This is a genomic window from Bradyrhizobium sp. CCGE-LA001, from assembly GCF_000296215.2.
In the GTDB taxonomy this organism is placed as follows: Bacteria; Pseudomonadota; Alphaproteobacteria; order Rhizobiales; family Xanthobacteraceae; genus Bradyrhizobium.
On the sequence record NZ_CP013949.1, the window covers coordinates 6,290,378 to 6,310,205 of the forward strand.

Genomic DNA, 19,828 nt, shown 5'->3' on the forward strand with positions numbered 1-19,828 from the left:
CCAAATACCGCTATCCTTTTAGAATTTGCCTTGCCCGCGCATTCATGAACAGCACAACACAAGCCGGCGTAGGCTTTGAGCCTGACGAAGCCTCTGACCTCGTCAACCGTTTCCCTGGGGGTTATTGGAAGTATGACATCACCGACTTCGTCCTTCTGGTGAATCCATATTTTCCTCCGCAAACGTTCCTTGACGAACTTAAGGAGGCTCTGCCGCGGCTTATTACCTGTTATCCCTCCCCTAATACGCAGATGGTCCAACTTCTTGCGGATGCCCTGAACACTCCGGCAAATAACCTGGTCATTTGCAATGGCGTGGCTGAACTGATTCCCATCCTACTCGGGCGACTTGGTATGAGCATTGCTGTCCCGGTCCCCACCTTCAATCCCTATGAAACCAGCGCCCTACCCGGGCGCTTATCTCGCTTTTTCCTGCCGCCGCCAGATTTCGAACTTGATGTGCACGCTTATGCAACATTTGCGCGCACAAGCGGCGTCGACGCCGCCATCGTGATATCGCCGAATAATCCTACTTCGCGGATGGTACCTCATCCGGATCTGCTATATCTCGCCTCCGCACTTCGAGCTCAACAGCAACTCCTATTGATTGACGAGTCGTTCATTGAATTTAGTGAGCTCGGACGAAGTGCGAGCCTGGAAAATCACTTGCTCGAATTTCCCAATGTGATCGTTCTTAAAAGTTTAGGGAAGATTTACGGGGCATGCGGTTTGCGGCTTGGGTACGCGGCATCAGCGAATGAACAGCTGATAACGGACATTAGAGCCGCCGTCCCCACTTGGAATGTCAATACGTTCGGCGAGTTTTTTCTGAGCAAGCTCCCTCGTCTTGCGCACGCGGCAGAACAGAGTTGGATGAGAGTGGGCCGCGACAGAGACAAACTATACGCAGACCTGCGCAGCCTCGACGGAATGAGGGTGCTAAAGCCAGACGCAAATTTTGTGTTCTGCAAACTGCCGCCTCACTGGCCGGATGGAGACGTGATCGCGTCAACGCTTTTAAAAAGTAGTCGTATATTGATCAGGCACAATGGCGGCAAGACACTTCGAAATGGCAAACGGTTCTTGCGCATCGCATGCCGCACTGAAGCAGACAACAAGCTTTTGGTGGAAGCACTAAAAGGAGCCGTTGATTAGAGCAACTCGGTTGACCTTGCTCCATGTAGAGCGGCCCTCGTGACGCTCTCTGTTTTGATCTGAGGCCGGCAAACCGGACCCTTTTTAGCTGGCGTTATCCGCACCTGTTCCCGGCTGCGGAGGAGTGAGTTCAAGCACCCGGCCCTGAGCTCGCTAGATTTCGGCGGCATGAATGGTCGTTTCGATGCTCGAAGCCCAGATTTGCCGTACCTTTCTTCGCGGCAAGGATCTACTCGCTCAGCGCTTCGAGCAGGCGCCCCAGATCGAGTCTCATCGGCTTTCAGGCCCTTCACAACCTCGAAGCCGTGAACCTGGAACCCTGCCGCAAGCTCCATAGATGAGTCGAGTCGCCATATCTGCCGTGAGCCAACTTCGAACGTCGTAGACTAGCGGGTTATCCATCTGAGCTAAGCCGCGGACCGTAGACGCAGTGATTTCACCACTTGAGGATTTCAGGTTTTCCTTGTGTATCCTGATGAGCTCGCGAATTCTCGCTGCTGTAGTCATGTTGGTCTGCGCCTTTGCCCGTCCGATCATGTTTTCAGAGAGGTCCAGGCCAAGCACGGAGCTTGCGCCTTGATCGCATCCAGCAGCGATACCAAGCCAAAGCCGCACCCTAGATCGAGAACACGCTAGCGGGAAACGGCCGGCAACATCGCACGCTCGGCCATTCGGGCGCGCAGTCCAGACCGCGTATTGGTCTCGGAGGCTGGCTATAGGAGAGCTCGTCCTTATGGAGCGAGACCAAGAGTTGGCAACGACCCGGACCCAACCGGCCTGCTCCCATCGACCAACTTAGATTACGTTCTTTGGCCGGTCCGCGAGAAAGCGATCCAGTTCGAGAACGGCGTCGACCGCTTCAATCTCATGCGACCGATCCAGGCTACGCGGCTGCATATACGTTTTCGCCGAAGAAGACATGCCGATCACGCGCAAACATTGCCTATCCCGTCAAGACTGCGGGCATCACTCGTCGTGATTACTATGGGTTAAGCCCCCCACTTGACGTGTCCTCACTTCCGTCCGAGCGATCGCTCGATCGCTTGAACACGCTAACGTCGTTAGCGGCGTATGCTTTGCCTGGCCGCGCACACGAGCAGTTCTGGCGGTCACAAACTCGATATCGGCTTCGCATCCATCAAGTCGAACCAATTCGCATCGACGAAATGCCAACCCTGTTTTCGAGAGCAGCAAGAAGAAATGGCTGGATGGGAGCACGTCTGGCGCTTCTTCAATCAGAAGGCGCGCCCCCATTTCGGATGCCTCCATGAGGACGCAAGTGCGCCACCATCTTCCATCTGCACCCAGTAGAGCTACCCGATGTTCATGTTCAAAGCGGACGCGCTTGTTTTCACATTTGCTTCGGAGCATAGAATGACACCCAGCTTAATTGCGCCTTCAATAAGATCATTAAAAGGGAGGTGGAGAGGCTTTATGGCTTCCAGAGCCTACCTGCGGGCCGATAATGGAAACGCGAACCCATGTCCATTGTGGCCCGCGCCCGGGTGGAGGCGAGGCGTTGAATCAAGTATCTCTTGAGAAACGGGAAGCCGAACAGCCATACCCTTGGGAGAACAGCACGCTGCGGTGACCTTTCTCAAATGAATTTGTGCTAGCGCATGGGTGTCTCAGCTGGCCGAGTCTCCGCGTTTGGCTTGAACGTGCATTCTTAAGGTCTTTGAGCGCACGATTTCGGCCGTTGCGCATCAAAAACGCATTTTTAAGGCATCTTTCGCGACTACTAAGACGTAGCGCAGCACGAACCCGTCTAGTGCTGTCGAGATGCGCGCATGGCCGTTTCAAGCCGCTGGAGAGGCCTCATGACGCCGCGGCTTCATGCGAGCAGGATGTGAAGTGGCCAATCACTGCCCTGCAGGGGCGGGAGCACAGTCTCATCTGATTGTCCATTTACAATGATTGACTCTGAGTGGACAAGAGCAAAAGGTTTCTCGTTGCACTCAAGAGACCCTTATACCCCCCCAGTAGAGCGCCCTGAGCCGCAAGCCTGGCACGAGCAGGAAGAGTATTGTCGACATGTTGTTCATCTGGAGCACTTACGTCTTCACTCGGACGAATGCTCCGTCGGCGAGGATCGGGAGAGGCCCACGACGAGCAGCACCTTTGAAACACGCATCTCGGCGAGCGCGCTAGCTGCGAGCGTGTCACCCGAAAGGATCTTGTCGACTTGCGCCATTTGTCCGCGTTTGGGGCGCCGTACGCGGAGGATCTCGATTGGATGCATCAAAGAATGACGCGCGTCCCTGTGGCCCGAGACGCGCAGTCGCTCAACAGTGCAGACACAAGCATGTTCAGAGAACCAAACAGTTGTAGATTTTTGAGTGCAGCCGGGTTCCGAATTATGAGACCCACAGTGGTGCAGAGTGTCGCCAACACGCAAGGTGCAGTCCACCTCCGAAGGTGCCCTCGTTTCGCCGAAAGTTGGTGTGCGTGGTCCCATTGAAAGAGGCGTGGCCAGGGATCACAGGCAATTTGACGGTTACATTCGCGTCGGCAGCAGCGTGGGTTTTGACGCCAGCTTCGCCCTCACCTATTGGAACGACCTTGCTCCCGTCACCTTAAGGATGGCCGGCTCTTCCAGAACGCACCAACCTTCGATTACGGTATCGACCGTAACGAAAGATGCAGACGCAGGCACACGCGCACCCATTCTCTTCGTGCGGTCACCCCGTCCGGCGCGCCCGTAGCAAAGATCGCCATGCCTTGCTTGGAGGCGAGGCACCGATGCGGATCCAACTGGACAAATGATAGGGTTTCTCTGCACTGTTACCTGGAAATTCAACTCAGGAACACAGAGACCTATCGCCACATCGTTGGCGTCGAGCGAAGCGCCTCCATGGCCACCTGCCTCAGCCGCTCCGCGCTAGTTTCACCCTTTCCGGCGGCGACGAGCATCTTGGAGGCGACATGGGCGCGAAGGCCCGCCTCGCTGCGGGATATGCCCTCGCAGACCTCATCGAGGATAGTGTTTAGAAGGGCAGTGGTGGCTGGATCCAACACTCTGCGACTCCAAAATATAAAAGATCAAACTGCGAGAGACGCGATGAATACCTCTTCAAACGACCTTTCAGCTGCGAAACTCCAAATTTAGTGGACAATTGTCCTGTAGTTGGTTGCAAGACCTTGGATGCGCCACCGAAAATGCTGCTCCCCCTATAACGCAGTGCTACAGAACGGCGGCCCCGCCGAAATCCAGCGCCGATCCGACACTTTTCGAGGATTTTCACCGAGTTGGTATGGACACTATTTATAGAACTGTTCAGTCGGCTCGCAGCATACTAGGTTATACACCCGCCCTTTGAGCAGAGGAGGCGAACCGGCTACGGGCCGGAATTCGCCGCGCCCCAGAAATGCAACGACTGCCCATTTTCGACCAGTTTTCATACTTTCAGATCTCGCTTAAGCGCCGCCGGCGATGTTGGTCATGGTCCCTCTCGACGGACACGGGCTCGCTGGTGATGATCGGTTCTAAGCGCAATCGAGCAGCCGCCAGTTATGAAGCAAACAGGGCCCTGTTTTTGCTGCTGGGCGCACCGGGCAGTTCGCCACACCGGCCCGGGCCGCGAGCGGCTCCCCATGAGAGTTGCCGCTTGCCTAGCTCGCCTCAGCTCATGCTAGTTAAAGTCCAAGCGGCCAATTCTATGAAGCACATGAAGGCGGAGCAACGATCGAGCACCGCCGGCCCCGCCTCCAAAGCACCCGGTCTATAAAAACAAACAAGCGGCCAGCTGAAACGTCGTGCGATCGAAGTGCAAAATCGGAGCGACAAGATCCATCATCTTAATGACCGGCCCTTGTGATGGAAGCGCGCGCCTTGTGACCAACCGTCTACGCTGCTCGGACCGAGATCGCGCTAGCTTGACGCGACCAAGGCATCACCGAGTTCTTTCATCTCTTACTTGTTCTACTCTCTTGCTGCGCTATCCGTCGGTCATTCATTTTGACTGCACTCGTGATCAAAAGCGCCTTTTTTTTCGCGAGCCATGCCTTTTCCCAGCCGAGGCTGCCAAGTCATTATATCTCCGTTCGGGAGCGACACTAATCAAGCAAGTGATGACGAAACTGTCCGATCGCTGCCGATCTGCATACTTCCAGGTGAGACGCCTTCTGCCTTGATCGCTGGCGTCAGCCCTGGTCCATCAGCCGTTCCGAAAGTTCCGTCCCTCGGAGATTCTCGCTTCTTTTGGACATGTTGGAGGCTAGGTTCGCCGTAAACAGAGCTCGTTGTGGTGGGAATTGGATCAAGCCCGCGTGGTAAGGTTATCAGCTACACATCGCAACTGGGCGCGATCGGACTTAAGGTACCCTGCTTCTCAAAGGTGCGGCATCACGAAAGAGATCGATGGCCGGGACGAGCCCGGCCAACCGGGAAGGGACGAGTAGTCACTTCAAATTTGGTGCCGGCGGGGTAACGGGCTACGCTGCGGCTCGGGTGGCGCGCCCGACCATAGCGGTAAGAAGCCCCTGGCCCCACAAGCGCCTCGCAGCCTTGCTTGCATCTTCCAGCGTGACCGCGTCGATGATAGCGTTGCGCTTCGCGGTATAGTCGATCGGCAACTTATCTATCTGATAGTGCAGCAGCACGTGGGCCAGCTTGGACGACGTGTCGAGTTCGAGCATCTGCGAGCCCTTGAGATAGGACTTGGCATCATCGAGCTCCTTTTGGGTCGGACCCTCCTGGGCAATGCGGCACAACTCGCTCTCAATTGCATCGATGGTCTCGCCGGCGCGATCGCCGCGCGTGCCGGTACTGCCGATGTACAAGGCCGAATGCTCCATCCATACGAGCCATTCGGATGCCGAATAGGCCAGCCCCCGCTTCTCGCGCACTTCGCGATGGAGCCGGGAAGACAAACCTGCGCCGCCGACAATGTGGTTGACGATATAGGCGGCCATGAAGTCCGGATCACTGCGCTTCACACCGGGCCCGCCGAAGCTGATCGCCGTCTGAGGAACGTCGAGGGGAACGTAAGCCAAACGTGGCGGCGCGGCCGCTTCGACGTCGGCGACCGGCTTGAGCTGCGCTTTAGCTGGTAAGGCGCCAAAGGACTGGTCAAGCAACTTACCCAGTGTTGCCGGATCAACGTCGCCGACCACCGCGATCTTCAGCGTGTCCTTGGCAAGCACACGGCCGACATAGTCTTTCAGGTCTGCCACTGTGATGGTGGGAACACTCTCGATAGTGCCGTTAACCTGACGTCCGTAAGGGTGATCCCCGAAGGCGATTTCCCACAATTTGCGGCTCGCAAGCGCGGTGGGATCCGTGGTCTCATGATGCAGGCAAGAGATAACCTGCGAACGGATGCGCTCGACATCGGCCGCTTCGAAATGCGGCGAGATCAGTGCCATTCGCAACAGGTCGAAAGCCTCGTCCTTGTTGTCGCGAAGCATCCGCAAGCTACCGCGGACCTCATCGTGGCCGGCGCTGAAAGAGAGCTGGATGGCACGTCGCTCGAGGCGCCCCTGAAAGGTCTTGGCGTCGAGATCGCCGGAGCCTTCGTCAAGCAGATTGGCCACGAGATTGGCGACACCCGGTTTGCCAGCAGGGTCCTGCGCCGCTCCGCCGGCAAACGCATATTCCATTGCGATCAGCGGCACGGTCGCATCCTGCACGAACCAGGCCTCGATCCCGTCTGGCGAGATCAAATGCTGGATTCTTGCGGCAGCCTGCGATGAAGCCGTTGATGCAGTGGCTGCGGCGCACCTCGCAGATATAAGCGGCAGACGTTTGTCGCGAATGAAAGAATAGGTCACGAACGCTGCTCCTCGCGCTTGGCGGCGGTGGTGTCCTTGATCAGATAACCGGTGACCGAGCGCGTCTTGTCGAGCCATTTTTGCGCGACGGTGCGGACTTGTTCCGCAGTGACGGCACGGATGCGGTCCGGTCGGCTTCGGATATCCTCGATGGACAGTCCCGTGCTCAGCGCTTGTCCGTACTGGTACGCGAGAACCAGCTGGTTGTCTTGGGCATAGATCGCGTCCGCAATCAGCTTGGTCTTGACCCGTTCCTGATCTTCGTCGCGGATCTGGTTCCGCGCCATGTCAGCGATGACTCTGTCGATCACCTGCTCGATTTCAGCGAAGCTGACGCCGGGCTGGGGCCAGGCCGTGACCACGAACTGCGTCGGGTCGAGCGAGTAGCTGGAATAGTGGGCGCTCGCCGAAACCGCGAGCGGTCCGTCGACGACAAGAGCTCGGTAGAGACAGGAATTGCTGCCGCCGCCCATCAATTGCGCGAGCACTTCGATCGCGGCGCTCTCGCCGGGAGCCGCAGTTGTTGCCGAGGGCACCACATAAGCGCGCGTGACGCTTGGCTGCTCGACGCGGGGATCGGACAACGTGACGGCGCGCGCTGCGGCCATTTCCGGCTCCTGCGGACGAACGCGCCGCGCCGGAATCGCGGGCTGCGCTGGGATCGCACCGAACTCGCGCTCGGCCAGCGGACGCACATCGGCTGCCTCGACGTCTCCGGCGATCACGAGGATCGCATTATTGGGTGCATAGAAGCGGCGGTAGAAGGCGAGCGCATCCTCGCGATCGAGTTTCTCGATCTCCTCTCGCCAGCCAATTATTGGCCGACCATAGGGATGATTGAGGTAAAGCGCGGCCATGATCTGCGCGCCGAGGCGCGCGTGGGGATTGTTGGCCACTCGCATGTTGTACTCCTCGAGCACCACGTCGCGCTCGGGCAGCACGTGCTCGTCCTTAAGAACCAAGCCGGTCATGCGATCGGCCTCGAAGGCCAGCATTGTCGGCAATTGTTCGCGCGGGAGGCGCTGGACGTAGGCGGTGTAGTCAACATCGGTGAAAGCGTTTTGGTCACCCCCAACCCGATCCACGGTCTGACTGAATTCGTCGAGTGGATGCTTGTCGGTGCCCTTGAACATGAGATGTTCGAGGAAATGCGCGAGACCGGACTTGCCGGCTGGCTCATCGGAGGAGCCAACCTTGTACCAGATCATCTCCGTCGCCACTGGCGTGCGATGGTCGGGGATCACGACCACCTGAAGTCCGTTACTCAGAACGAAGCTGGTGGGCGGAGCCGAAGTGGACGTGGTTTGGACGGCCGGGCCGCCGGTGGAGAGCGCGCAGGTTAAGATCAGTCCAGCAGGAACGCGAGCCGGCAAACGGCCTGGGAACATCGCAATCCCTGAAGAGGCTCGACGCCAAACGCCCGTGAAGAAAGTACGAGAAGTCGGCGGGCATTTGGCCCCGGCGTACTCATCGAGAATGTTCGTCCGCTCCTGACTTGGCATGCTCGTTTAAGGGCTCCGTAGCAGTTCGTTGGGCACAGGGAGTGAGGTCGTGATTGACGTTCATTTCTAGCTGTCCGGCAATCTAATCGAAGGCTCCCTACGCGAGACCGTTGTCGGTCCGATGCATATACGCATAAGCCAGAGCATTATTCGTGCCAAAAAGCCCTTCATCTGTAGTGAGAGCAGCGAGAACAGCGATGTCGCATGTCCAACATTCGTCGGATATCGTACACTCTCAATCGAATTTTGACCTACCACCTCGACAAAGGCGTGCTGCTCATCGAAGTGAACAATCGGGCGCGTGAGCGTAGGGCAATCAGCACCGACACGCGGCATTATGCCGAGCACATAGACTGCAGAGTTGGCTGTAACCTACTGCAAAGTTTTCTTGTTACCAAACGCTTACACCGAGCCGGAGGGGTCTGATTCGGCACAATTCGAGGCTTACCGCGTGACGTTTGTGACTCAGTCGCCTTGCTTTTTTCGAGTTCTTGTCCAGGAGTGGCTGTGCCGGCAGCGCGGCATCTCGGACCGAACATCAACCGGGGCGGCCGTATCCTCAAGCGGACGCTGCCGGCAATTGAAAGCATCCTAAACCGATATAACGCTGATCTGATCCACGCTGTGATTGACACCGGATCTTGACGTCGACTCGAGTAATTCGCACCGCTGTTACGGAGCTGCTCGAACAGAGGCCCTCCCCCGATCACCCCGTCGTCATAGAGCATGGCTCGCCCGGCGTCCTCTCGTTGGACTCCCGGCGGTTCGCAGAGCCTCTTGGCCCGCGAATTGCTATTCCAACCTCAAGCTCCGTTCCATCTTCTTGAAGAGATCGCGCAGTCACGCTTCTGAGCAGGCGCTTCTAACGCCGACAAGATCCGAAGCGCCTGTAGCGCCTCAATCGAGATTTGGCCGAAAGCGCGTCAGGGAGCCAGGCCGGCGAGTTCGGCGGGACGTGCCGGCGCTGAAGAGATATCAGCTGTCAGGCGTTTCCGCATCACTAGAACTTGTCCGTTCCGGAGACAATCGGAGCACAATGCTTATGCCAACAACCACCGCAGCCAGAATCGAGAAAGAAATAAGTCAGATGCGCAAGCTACCTATTCTAAAAAGCCTTCATCTGTTTGAGGCAGTGAGCGAGTTTTCAAGCTTCTCGAAGGCGGCTGAGCACTTGAACATAACAACCGGAGCGGTAAGTTATCAGATGCGCCTCCTTGAGGATTGGTTTGGAAGGAGACTGTTCCTTCGCCGCAACTCGGGTGTGCGGCTGACATCCGACGGGGAACAGCTGAAGCGCAGCTGTGCGAGCGCGTTCACAATGCTCGAGAAAGGATGCTACGCACTACGAAGGCGCGATGCGGGGCAATCAGTGGTCGTGGGGTGCTCACCGACATTTTTGGCGCACAGTCTCTTGCCCCGCATTGGTGCGTTCCGTCAACTCCATTCGGATATTGATTTTGTTTTTAAGACCGATTCCGATCTAGACTCGCTGTCTGTTGGCGCGGTGGACGTATTGTTCATTTCAGGCCTGTTTAAGCGGCCGCTTCCCTTCCGTGAGGTGCACGTATCGAACGAGACGATTGGGCCTGTGTGTGCGCCCGTCGCGCTCGAGGCGATCAAAAGCCCCGAAAACATTATCTCTATCCCTCTGCTGCGCGAGTCCGCCAAGCCGGATGCTTGGAACGAATGGGCCGAAGCAGCTGCAATATGCTTGCGGGGATCGCGCCACGTCGTGTTCGATACATTTTTTCTGGCCCTCGAGGCGGCTAAAAGTGGCCTTGGGGCCGCGATAACCTCGCAGATCCTGGTCAAAAACAATATTGAAAAGGGAGAGCTTGTGGCTCCATTTGGGTTTGTGCCGATCGATCGCTCGATCCACATGTTCATCAATGAACACGCGCGAAATGTGACCGCTGTTAAAGAGTTTCGGAGCTGGGTACTCTCAGAAATACTCACCCGGGATGATCTGGTTTCGCATTCTAAAGGCGCAACTCGAGAGGCCGAGCAGTCACTGTTGGCGTCAGTCCGTTGATAGTCAGGGCAACAAGGCAGACCTTTCACGGATGAGGGACCGGAAATCCGTGGCGCATGGCTAAAAGCTGGAGGATCGAACACGGATCGGTGACATAGGCGAACCCGTTCGCGTACTTCGCGCTCTTCGGCGTAGGACTTCCCTTATCGAAAATGAGAACCGGCGCTGACTGATGATCCTGGCCGAGCCTCTCGATGAGAGCGGCTCGTGGCTTGGCCCACGCAATTCGAAAAACATCGAGTCTCGTAGCGCAGCTTGGAAACGCGGACAGCACCCCTTCCAGCAGCGAGCATTGCCAGCAACAGAATTGCTGTCCGGGAAATGCAGGATCTGAAAAAGGTTGTTCTAAAAGAAACAGCTGATCTTTTGGCATCATGTTGATCTCGGATCTATCGATCGACAGGACACGAAACTTGAGGATGCCCAGATCTGACGATGGCGAAGATCGCAACGGCAAAAGCGAGAAATGCGCTAGCCGCGCATATCAGCACGATAATGCCGAAAGGGAGCCGATCACCCAAAAGAGACACAACGATGCCATTTCCCATGGCACCGCTACAGGTACAACATTGAAATAGACCGGAAAGGCGACCGGCTCGATCCAGAGACACCGTCGAAACCATGTGCGTGTGAGCGGCAACCGCAAATATTTGGCCGAAGCCAAGCATTGCGCTGCTTGACGCGATCACCACCGACAGCCCAGCATCGAGTGACATGACCGCAAGGCATGTGGCGAGCAGCAATGCGGCCCCTGCGATGGTTGGCAAAGCCCCCATCCAGTTGAAGATCGGCTTGGCGGCTAGGGTTCCCAGCAGGGCCAAAACGCCATTGATCAACACGATACTCAGTAGAACACCTTTGTCCAGAACTCCTCCGGCTGTGGCGCGTATTGCCGGATAAACATTGATGATGCCCGCGCCGAGATTGAGAAGAACGACCGCAAAGAATGCGGGATAGAGCGGTGCCAAATCCAGGATGGTTCCGGACGACGACGACGTTTCAGACGCTGACCGAAGCCTTTTGAAATGCTGCTTGACGGCAAAGAGCATCATCAGGGATAGGCAGACCGCCAATAAGTTGAGCGCTAGAACGCCTCGCAAATGCAACTTCTCAGCTAATGCGGCACCTGCAAACATTCCGAGCAGATAGGTAAGCCAATCGATATTGGCGATGTTGCGCAGCACTGAAATCATGCGGCCTTCTGACATGGTTCGACGGAAGAACGATACTTCTGCGGAGAGGTGGACGGGCTGGACCAAGCTCAGGACGGCCATGCAAGCATAGCTCAAAATGGCATCGGGCCCGTCCACGTAGAAGATGGACAGCAGCGCGCATATTCGCACTGCATTGACGATCATCATGGCGGTGATCGGATCACTTCTGTCGACTAGCGGGGATAAGAAGAGGCTCCCAAAGATGATAGGAGCAAACATGACCGCAACGCCAGCACCGGCGGCACTCATACCGGATTGAACGAGGTCGATCAGGATGCCTATTCGGAAAGCCCAGCTGCCGATCTGAATCATCAGATGCGACAGATAGACCAGCTGCCGTGCGCTCGCCTCACTCATTATGACCTAGCTCAGCCGATAAACGCGAGTGGATATCGCTTGATACAGAAGCGAGGATGACGCAGGTCCTTGTGCTCGAGGATCGCCGCGACAAGCCCGCGAGAGCATCGCGAGCGGTCTGCGAGTTTCGCCAGACATTGGCCCAGAGCCTCCTTGACGAATAGCTACATCCCTGTCGAACCGTGTTGCACGCCGCCTTAGTGCGACGGCAAGCAGGCTGTGAGCAGCACGCTCATGATGCTCAAGGGGAGGACGCAGGCGCTTTGTCCCGCCGCGAAGCCAGATCCGCTTGCAGCCTCGCCTGAATATGCTCACGGGTGAGGAGGTAGTCTGGATCTCCCCCGATCTCAACAGCGACCGTCGCGTGGTTCAGTGACATGTCTAGCTGGCCATCGTTGAAGTACTCTATGGCGAGGTTGTTGTGTGTGAGCGCATGCCTAGGGTCTATTTCGAGGGCTCGAAGATAGTGCGCGATGCTCTCGTTCGCCTTGCCGAGCTCCGAATAGACGAGGCCAAGATTACTTAGCAGATCAGCGCTTTTGTAATTGATCTCGGCTGCTGCTAGATATGACGCCAGAGCCGCTTTCGGGCTGTCTTGCCGCATCAAGATGTTGCCCTTCTCGAAGTGAGCTCGCCATTCCTTTGGCTTGATAACAAGCGTTCTTTCGAGATCGGCCATAGCCCAAGCGGCATCTCCCATTCTGTTGCGGAGTGCGGCCCTGTTAAGATAGGCCTCATAATAGGGTGGGCAAAGCTCAATGGCGCGCGCATATGCCTCTAGAGCATCAGCTTCCCTTCCCGGTACTTTCGAAAGCAGGTTTCCTAGGTCATTATGATACTCTCCGTAATAAGGATCGTACGCGATAGCCTCGCGCAGTTGCTTTTCGGCACGAGAAAGATCATCGACGAGTTCATAGACCTGACTGGTATTGTAGATAAGAATTGACTTGTGAAGCTTGAAGCGCTTTTCGCCATAAACCTCCAGCATCTTGCCATGGCCATCCGCGCATAGGGCAAGCGCCTCGTCGTACCTTTTCTGCTTGGCTTTGATGTAGGCATACGCGTTTTCTGCAAACACTTTGATATAATGATATTTGTCCTGATCTTTGAAATCCCGTTCGATTGTCTCCAGATTGCGCACCGCATACTGTTCGGCCACCGTAAGGTTGACCGGCTGCTGATACCGTCCATACGTCATTGATTGGGCATAGAGGACGGTCGGTGTATATTGGCTCTTTGGGAAAATCTTGTGGAATTCATCCAGATAAGGAACCGACACTCGCCCGCACCCGAGCGAGTACAGCACAAAGGCCGCACCGATGAAGGCGGCGTTCACCGGAGCGTCTCCCGATCCGTAGGCACGAAGCTCAGGATCAGCCAGACTTTCGCCGAAGTAGGCAAACCAGAGATCATACAGGCCAATGCTCTGGAGGATCCCACTCGGTTCTGCGAGCAATTCCAGCCGCTTGTACTTGTCTCGTACTGCGAGCGCATGAATCATGACGAGCGGCGCTTCGCCCGCCTTATAACGATCCAGGCAAGCGCGGTGCAGTTGCTCATGAAGGTGATCTGCCGTCGCGTGCTCGAATACTGCATAGTTCCGTTGCGCAATCAAATCAGGCGTCGTGCAATCTGACTCGATGTACGATTTGAGAAGACTGTGCCGTTCGCCGATGTTGAGGCTGGCTAGATAGAGGTCTACGATCGCAATCGGGTCGAGATAGCCGATGACCGGCAATCCGGCCGCCTCACATGTGCTTAAGGCCTCTGCAATTAGCGGATTTCCGCCGCTTGCCTCATAGATCTGCCGTTGTTTCTCTACAGCGGGATCCCGGCCAAGAATGGGCGCCAGCTCCTGCCAGCTATATCTGCCGAAATGGACTTCGTTGGCGTTCGGAAAATAGAGGCGTTGTTCGTAATCGATCAGGACAAAACGAAACAAGCGCGCATCGTCGTCCAGCCTGACGAGGAGCTTGATAAGATTTTTGGTCGAATTGGACAGGGCATCCGCGTGATCGATGACGATGATGTGACGTTCGTTGCGCTCCCGGGCACACTTCAGTAAGAATTCGGCTAGTCCGACGAGGAGCTTGTTCTGATATTCGTGATGATAGAAGCGTGTACGTTCCTCTCTGCTCGAGGTGTTGGTCAGATCCTTCGGCACGGTAAAGGCATCGCACTCCAGGAGCGGAAACAGCCGCTTCAAGGATTGTTGTGCCGCCTCAACAAGTTTCGGTCTATTTTCAGCAGCCCACCTCAGTTCGGCGTCGATGAGCTTTTGCAGGCCGGCGAGATAACCGCCCGTCCGCCAGTCGCCGTCAGTGACTGAAAAGTCCGAACTAGAGCTCGCGAGTGCCGACTTGATCGTCGGCACGGGTGCCATGCCGGCTTCCGCTTTCACAATCGTGATTGGATTGACCTCGACGGACGACGTTATGACCGGAGCAATGCGATGCTGGATCAACTCAATCATTCTACTCTCCCGGAACAAGGGAGGGTGGTCGAAAGAACCACCCTCCGATGCCGCTATGCTCTCATCAGGTCGATGGCGTTCACGGCACCCTCACCAGCCAATGTAAGGAGTGGTCGTGCGGATGGTGGTCCCGATTTCAGCGATCTTCTTTTTCATGACGCTTTCCTTTCCATTTGAGGCACGAGAGACCGAGTAAAGGCGCGGCCAGTCGCGCGAAGAGAGCATACCGAATTGGCGCACGACTTCGCAGCGAAATTCCTTCGCCGTCGCGGTCAAGAAAATTGAAAGCCGGCGCGAATTGACGCTGCGCCAGCGCATTGAGCGCGCCGCATACACGACGCGCGTTAATCAGAGCAAGATTGTTGATACTCGGAAGATTCCCCGAGCCAACCGCGAACAACGGACCGGTCGATCGCCCGAAACGTAGTGACCTATCGATCACGCCAAGTGTTTTGAATGACCTAACTTCTGTGCCAGCTCCAGATCGCAGAGAGCGTGGGGTCATTGCCGGGGCATCGACGTTGAGGAGCATGCGTCGAGCCAGATATACAGGAACAATACCTACTCCAATGAGGCCGCATGGACATCGGACCAAGCGTTCCGAGATCTCGTTAGACTGCTACCAGAGCACAAAAACTATTCATGCTTGATGCAAGATCAGTCGGTCACGGCCATGACAAGCTCGATCACCAGCATGCCAGACATCCCATTGGTAGGGTGAATCCGGCTTTGATTCGATCCAGGACCACGACAGTTTCAAGGCGCTTTATGTCGGGATTTTCGCTTATCAAGCGTCGGGTGAACTGCTCGTATTCTTCCATATTGTTTGCAGTTACTAAAAGGATGAAATCGGCTTGGCCTGTGACGTAGAAGCCGCTCATGACCTCAGTCATCCTGCGGACCCCGCGCTTAAAGCGATCGATGATGTCTGCGCGATCGCGCTCAAAGAAAATGGCTACCAGCATAGTCACGTTTCGGCCGATCGCTTTCGGAGAAACGATTGAAACGTCAGATTCTATCACGCCTTCTTTTCGTAACCGCTTCAGTCGGCGCTGAACTCCGGATGCAGATAGGCCCACCTTCGCGCCGAGTTCTTCACTGCTCAGGCGGTTATTGCGTTGGACCAGATCAAGAAGACGCGCATCGATTTTGTCGATCTTCATGGCGGCATTGCGGACCATGGAGTGCGACCGCCTGGTCCAAGCGTAAGACGTCGTTCCGTTGTGAGAGCCTGCCAATTTAAAACCTCCTCCCGAGCACCTTACGAATGTACGTCTTCAGCTCACAATGTGCGCGCTGGCGCGCTGAAAGGCTCCACTCTTATCTTGCGACTTCTAGCGTCCGGCTCGCACACTCCGTGTTTATGCCCCGGCCGGCTTGCGTCGAACAGCCTGTCATAGTTCAAGTTGGTCGACGAAACTCTTTCCACACGGCCCCTGTTTGATGACGCCCTTTGGTCGGAATGGTCGGTTACCGCACCTCTCCTGTTCATAGCTGTTGATCGATCTTTTGTTCGGGCAGCGTCGCAATGGAGGTGCGGTCAAGAGCAGCGAGGCAGCACCCCGTACCAGACGATCTCAAGTGCGGCGCCTTCTGTAGAACGCGAAGTTGGCGGACAGGGTCGCTCCCGTCGGTATCACCACCACATAGAGACCGACGAAGGAGGCGAATGCTTCCGAAACGTGTTATGTGGTCGACATCTATCCAAACGGCGGAAAGTGTGCGGCTTCTTTGAATCCGCTCGAGGCTTGACAGCGCCGAGAACCAAGTCCGCCAACAATCGAGCCCATTCAGAAGACACGTTGGTCAAGAATGAGTTCTTTGCGTTAAGCACCGTGGCCTTTGCCACACGCATGACCTCGCTTTTGGCCTAGTCGGTCCCTCTAGATCCGGCCCGTAGGAACGAGGCCGGTTAGGATTACAAGAGACTCAAACAGGAAGTAGCTACCGAATATCAGTTCTGCGTCAGGCGCTGTGTCGATATCGCGTGCGGCTTTGTGGGTGAAGCATCCCCCAGTGAGCATTCCAAGCGGGCGCTGGTCGCCGGGGGCGATAGGCGTGAGATAGCTGGAAGCTAGCTGAGCCACGGTACGTTCCGCGAACTCCTGGTACTTGGCACCATCAACCGGTCCGAGCGCGGACGCAAGTCGCAAGGATGCTGCCGCTGCGATAGCGGTCGCCGCAGTATCCCTGCTGGTAGTTGGAATTGCCGGGTCATCAAAGTCCCAGTACGCAACGAGGTCCCCGGGAACGTGGTGGATCCACCAGTCTAGCACGCGCACGGCATATTGGCGCCACAAAGGCTGCTTTGGACGAACCATGGCAGCGTGAGCGGCATAGAGCATCGCCCAACCCTGCGCTCGTCCCCAGGTGCTCACATCACTATATCCCTTATGCGTATGCGTTCTCAGCACCTTCCCTGTTTGGGGGTCGAGCGTTGACGATTGAATCACCGAATTATCCGGGCGCACATGGATCTCCAATACTCTTCGCATGTGGGCGTTGGCGACGTCTTCCATGTGCGCGTCACCCAGCTGATCCGCGGCCCAGTAAAGCAGGCCCGTCGCCTGGAGGGTATCGATGCTGCTTTCGGCTATCCCCACGGCGCTAGCCTCCTCAGCGTCCTGTCCTAGCGGGATCAAACCCAGTGTCGGGTCGAACATCTGCTGCAGAGACCTAGCTGCCGTGAACGCAGCATCACGGGCCGTTTCATCCCCGAAGAGGATACTTCCAAGCGCAGCACCGTGATAGAAGCCGAACCCCTTGAATGCCGTCCGGCGTTCGGCGCGAGGCAGCATCCGGGCCAGCGCAGAATGGGCGTCAGATATCGGGAAGCGTAGCGGATCGGCCAAATGGGCGAGCCAGAGTTGGCCGACGAAGGCTCCGCCGGTCCAATCACCATCGGACGTGAACGTCCATTTTCCATCCTCCGTGCGGGCCCAATGCGGCAGACCCGCTGTGGAAACATCACGCGTTTGCGCGATGCGCATCAACATCCGCTCGCGGGCGGATAAGAAATCGCTTCTTGACATGGTTTCTCCCAAGAAAACTCTCTCGCTGTACGGAGGGCTATCACTCGCCGATGTAGACGTGGCCGCGCCTTTTCGCGACGTGATAAACAACCACGCTCAACACCGCGACCACTGATCCATAGACGGGAAACATCCAGGCCATCTGCGCATGCTGCAACCACACCAGCAAATAGGGTGAGGTTCCGCCAAACAGTGACACGCCGAGCGCATATCCAACAGCGATGCCGGTCGTACGCACCGCACGAGGCATCAGGGTCGTTGCGATGAAGTTGTAGAGGGCCATATTGAAGCCAACGACTGCGCCGCCAAACACCATCACGAAGAAGAACGTGGAAATGCTCTTCTCAGAATAGACCAACGTGAGGAAGAAGCACGCAACGAGCAGCAGCCGCAGCAACGTAAATGCGCGCGAGGGTCTGATCTTGTCTGCGAAGGCGCCTACGAAGGGCGCTGTGACGATCCAGATCAGGCCCATGAGAGTCGTGATGCCGTACACCCAGGTGCTGTTCTCCTTGAACACTCCGTTGGCCAGGTTCGGCAAACCGGCATTCCAGGCATAGTTTGCGATCTGCACCGCTCCGACGACCAGGATGACGGCGAGCAGCGAAAGCCGTACGCTCCAGAGTGTCTTCCACACGTCGCCTGTAGTTTCCCGAGTGCGCGACAGTTCATCGCGGTGCATGACGTGCTTGATTAAGGTCTCGGGCAGTTTGCTACGCAAATAGATGATCAGCAGGCCGAGTGCTCCGCCGAACGCAAAGGGCAGCCGCCAAGCCCATTCGTGCATTGTCTCGGGAGCTACAGAGGCACTCACGAGAAAGGCGACCAAGCTGGATGCGAAGACGCCGAGCTGGATGAATGAGCCACTGATCAAGCCAAGATACCGTCCCTCTTTGCCGGGCGGTGCAAGTTCGATCGCAATGGAGTTGGCAACGCCCGCTTCAGCGCCGGTGGCGAGTCCTTGGATGAGCCGGACGAGTAGCAATATCACCGCCGCTGCGACGCCAAGCTCGTTATAGCCGGGCAAGACGGAAATCAGCAGCGAGCACAACGCCATGGCGGTGATGGAGATCATCATCACCCGCTTATGGCTGATGCGGTCGGCAATGGGACCGAGTATCGCTGCTCCCACCGGTCGCGCGAAGAAGCCCGCGCCGTACACGGCAAGTGCTGCGAGCAGCGAAGTCGTGGGATCACTGGAGGGGAAGAAGAGCGGCGACAGAAAAGACGCCATCATCCCATAGACGGTCCAGTCGTACCACTCCAGGGCTACGCCACCGCCCAGAGCAATGGTCATGCTCCTGGTAGCAACTTGTTTTTCATGCGAGGCGCCCGGCGCCATGGCTTGTTGGGTGGCTGGACCAATGGGCTCAACGATAGTGGTCATTCATTCCCTCCGTTTCTATTATGAAAACGTTTACATTTTGGCGCAAAGAACCGCCGTTGAGTGTTGCCGTGCGGACGACTGCTAAGTCATGGGCGATCCGAAGACTGCCCGCTCGTCAACGTCCGGAGAATAGCGGTGGCCGCTTTTCAACGAAGGCAGCCATGCCCTCCTTTTGATCATCGGTGGTGAACGCATATCGGATCGCGCGCCGTTCGATCGCCAAGCCCGCCGACAGCGGGGTTTCGTAGGCTGCCTGAATCGATTCTTTGGCCAAACGGGCGGCGATCGGCGCACGATTGGAGATGACACGCGCGATCGCGAGCGCGCGTCCGAGCAGCTCGGATGCTGGCAGCATTTCGGACGCGAGCCCCGCAGCCACCGCCTGTTGCGCGCTGATTGGCTCACCTGTCAATACCATCTGCATGGCGAGCGACTTGCCGACTATCCGCGTCAACCGCTGCGTAGCGCCATCACCGGGAATGATCCCGATCGTGATTTCCGGCTGCGCGAGCACGCTGTCTTCCGCCACCAGTAGGATGTCAGCGAGCATCGCGAGCTCGAGGCCTCCGCCCAGGCACACGCCTCGAACGGCTGCAATGAGCGGCTTGGGGAAACCGGCGATGATTTCCCATGCATCCTGCCGTGACGGATCGCTCAGTGCCTCGAAGCCGTGCTGCTGCATCTCCTTGATGTCAGCACCAGCGGAGAAGGCGCGTTCATCACCGCTGAGAACTACGCATCGCACAGACTCATCGGAACGAGCCGCGCGAAGCGCATTGGCAAGCTGGCCCAGGAGGGCCGCACTCAGTGCGTTTCTTTGCCTTGGGCGATTGAGGCGCAGCAGGAGTATGGCCGGGTCAGGCAGCTCGGCGAAGATGAGGGACTGGGTAAGGTGGTTCATTTCA

12 protein-coding genes are annotated in these 19,828 nt (G+C 56.8%); 2 read left to right on the forward strand and 10 right to left on the reverse strand.

The window, feature by feature from the left end; all coding sequences use genetic code 11:
- Positions 1-44: 44 nt before the first annotated feature.
- Positions 45-1,154 (forward strand): pyridoxal phosphate-dependent aminotransferase, encoded by a 1,110-nt coding sequence (locus BCCGELA001_RS29165; RefSeq protein WP_008558184.1) that lies wholly within the window; start codon positions 45-47, stop codon positions 1,152-1,154.
- Between the two features lie 4,434 nt (positions 1,155-5,588).
- Here BCCGELA001_RS29165 and BCCGELA001_RS29175 read toward each other — a convergent pair.
- Entirely contained in the window at positions 5,589-6,926 is a 1,338-nt protein-coding gene (locus BCCGELA001_RS29175) for a M16 family metallopeptidase (RefSeq protein ID WP_060736897.1), read from the reverse strand.
- Entirely contained in the window at positions 6,923-8,314 is a 1,392-nt protein-coding gene (locus BCCGELA001_RS29180) for a M16 family metallopeptidase (RefSeq protein ID WP_060736898.1), read from the reverse strand. The genes BCCGELA001_RS29175 and BCCGELA001_RS29180 overlap by 4 nt, the downstream gene beginning before the upstream one ends.
- A gap of 1,156 nt (positions 8,315-9,470) precedes the next feature.
- Between BCCGELA001_RS29180 and BCCGELA001_RS29185 the strand changes: the two genes are divergently transcribed.
- Entirely contained in the window at positions 9,471-10,460 is a 990-nt protein-coding gene (locus tag BCCGELA001_RS29185) for a LysR substrate-binding domain-containing protein (protein ID WP_008558211.1), read from the forward strand.
- Positions 10,461-10,485: 25 nt separating this feature from the next.
- Here the strand turns inward: BCCGELA001_RS29185 and BCCGELA001_RS35605 are convergent, their stop codons facing one another.
- The 8 genes from BCCGELA001_RS35605 to BCCGELA001_RS29220 all read right to left on the reverse strand — a co-directional run bounded on the left by BCCGELA001_RS35605 (position 10,486) and on the right by BCCGELA001_RS29220 (position 19,824).
- Positions 10,486-10,836 carry a DUF3088 domain-containing protein gene (locus BCCGELA001_RS35605; protein WP_083543428.1) on the reverse strand — a complete coding sequence of 117 codons (351 nt, stop codon included), beginning with the start codon at positions 10,834-10,836 and terminating at the stop codon, positions 10,486-10,488.
- A gap of 13 nt (positions 10,837-10,849) precedes the next feature.
- On the reverse strand, positions 10,850-12,031 hold the full coding sequence (locus tag BCCGELA001_RS29190) for an MFS transporter (RefSeq protein WP_008558219.1): 1,182 nt from the start codon (positions 12,029-12,031) through the stop codon (positions 10,850-10,852).
- A 241-nt stretch (positions 12,032-12,272) separates the two neighbouring features.
- On the reverse strand, positions 12,273-14,504 hold the full coding sequence (locus tag BCCGELA001_RS29195) for a tetratricopeptide repeat protein (RefSeq protein WP_060737915.1): 2,232 nt from the start codon (positions 14,502-14,504) through the stop codon (positions 12,273-12,275).
- Between the two features lie 90 nt (positions 14,505-14,594).
- Positions 14,595-14,822 carry a hypothetical protein gene (locus BCCGELA001_RS29200; protein ID WP_144441532.1) on the reverse strand — a complete coding sequence of 76 codons (228 nt, stop codon included), beginning with the start codon at positions 14,820-14,822 and terminating at the stop codon, positions 14,595-14,597.
- Positions 14,823-15,190: 368 nt separating this feature from the next.
- A complete protein-coding gene (locus BCCGELA001_RS29205) occupies positions 15,191-15,667 on the reverse strand; it encodes an Lrp/AsnC family transcriptional regulator (RefSeq protein ID WP_060736899.1) in 477 nt (158 codons plus the stop codon).
- 720 nt (positions 15,668-16,387) lie between these two features.
- Positions 16,388-17,536 (reverse strand): glycoside hydrolase family 88 protein, encoded by a 1,149-nt coding sequence (locus BCCGELA001_RS29210; RefSeq protein ID WP_063921113.1) that lies wholly within the window; start codon positions 17,534-17,536, stop codon positions 16,388-16,390.
- A 40-nt stretch (positions 17,537-17,576) separates the two neighbouring features.
- On the reverse strand, positions 17,577-18,923 hold the full coding sequence (locus tag BCCGELA001_RS29215) for an MFS transporter (RefSeq protein ID WP_083543429.1): 1,347 nt from the start codon (positions 18,921-18,923) through the stop codon (positions 17,577-17,579).
- A 115-nt stretch (positions 18,924-19,038) separates the two neighbouring features.
- Positions 19,039-19,824, reverse strand: a complete 786-nt coding sequence (locus BCCGELA001_RS29220) for an enoyl-CoA hydratase-related protein (protein WP_008558230.1) — start codon at positions 19,822-19,824, stop codon at positions 19,039-19,041.
- Positions 19,825-19,828 lie beyond the last annotated feature (4 nt).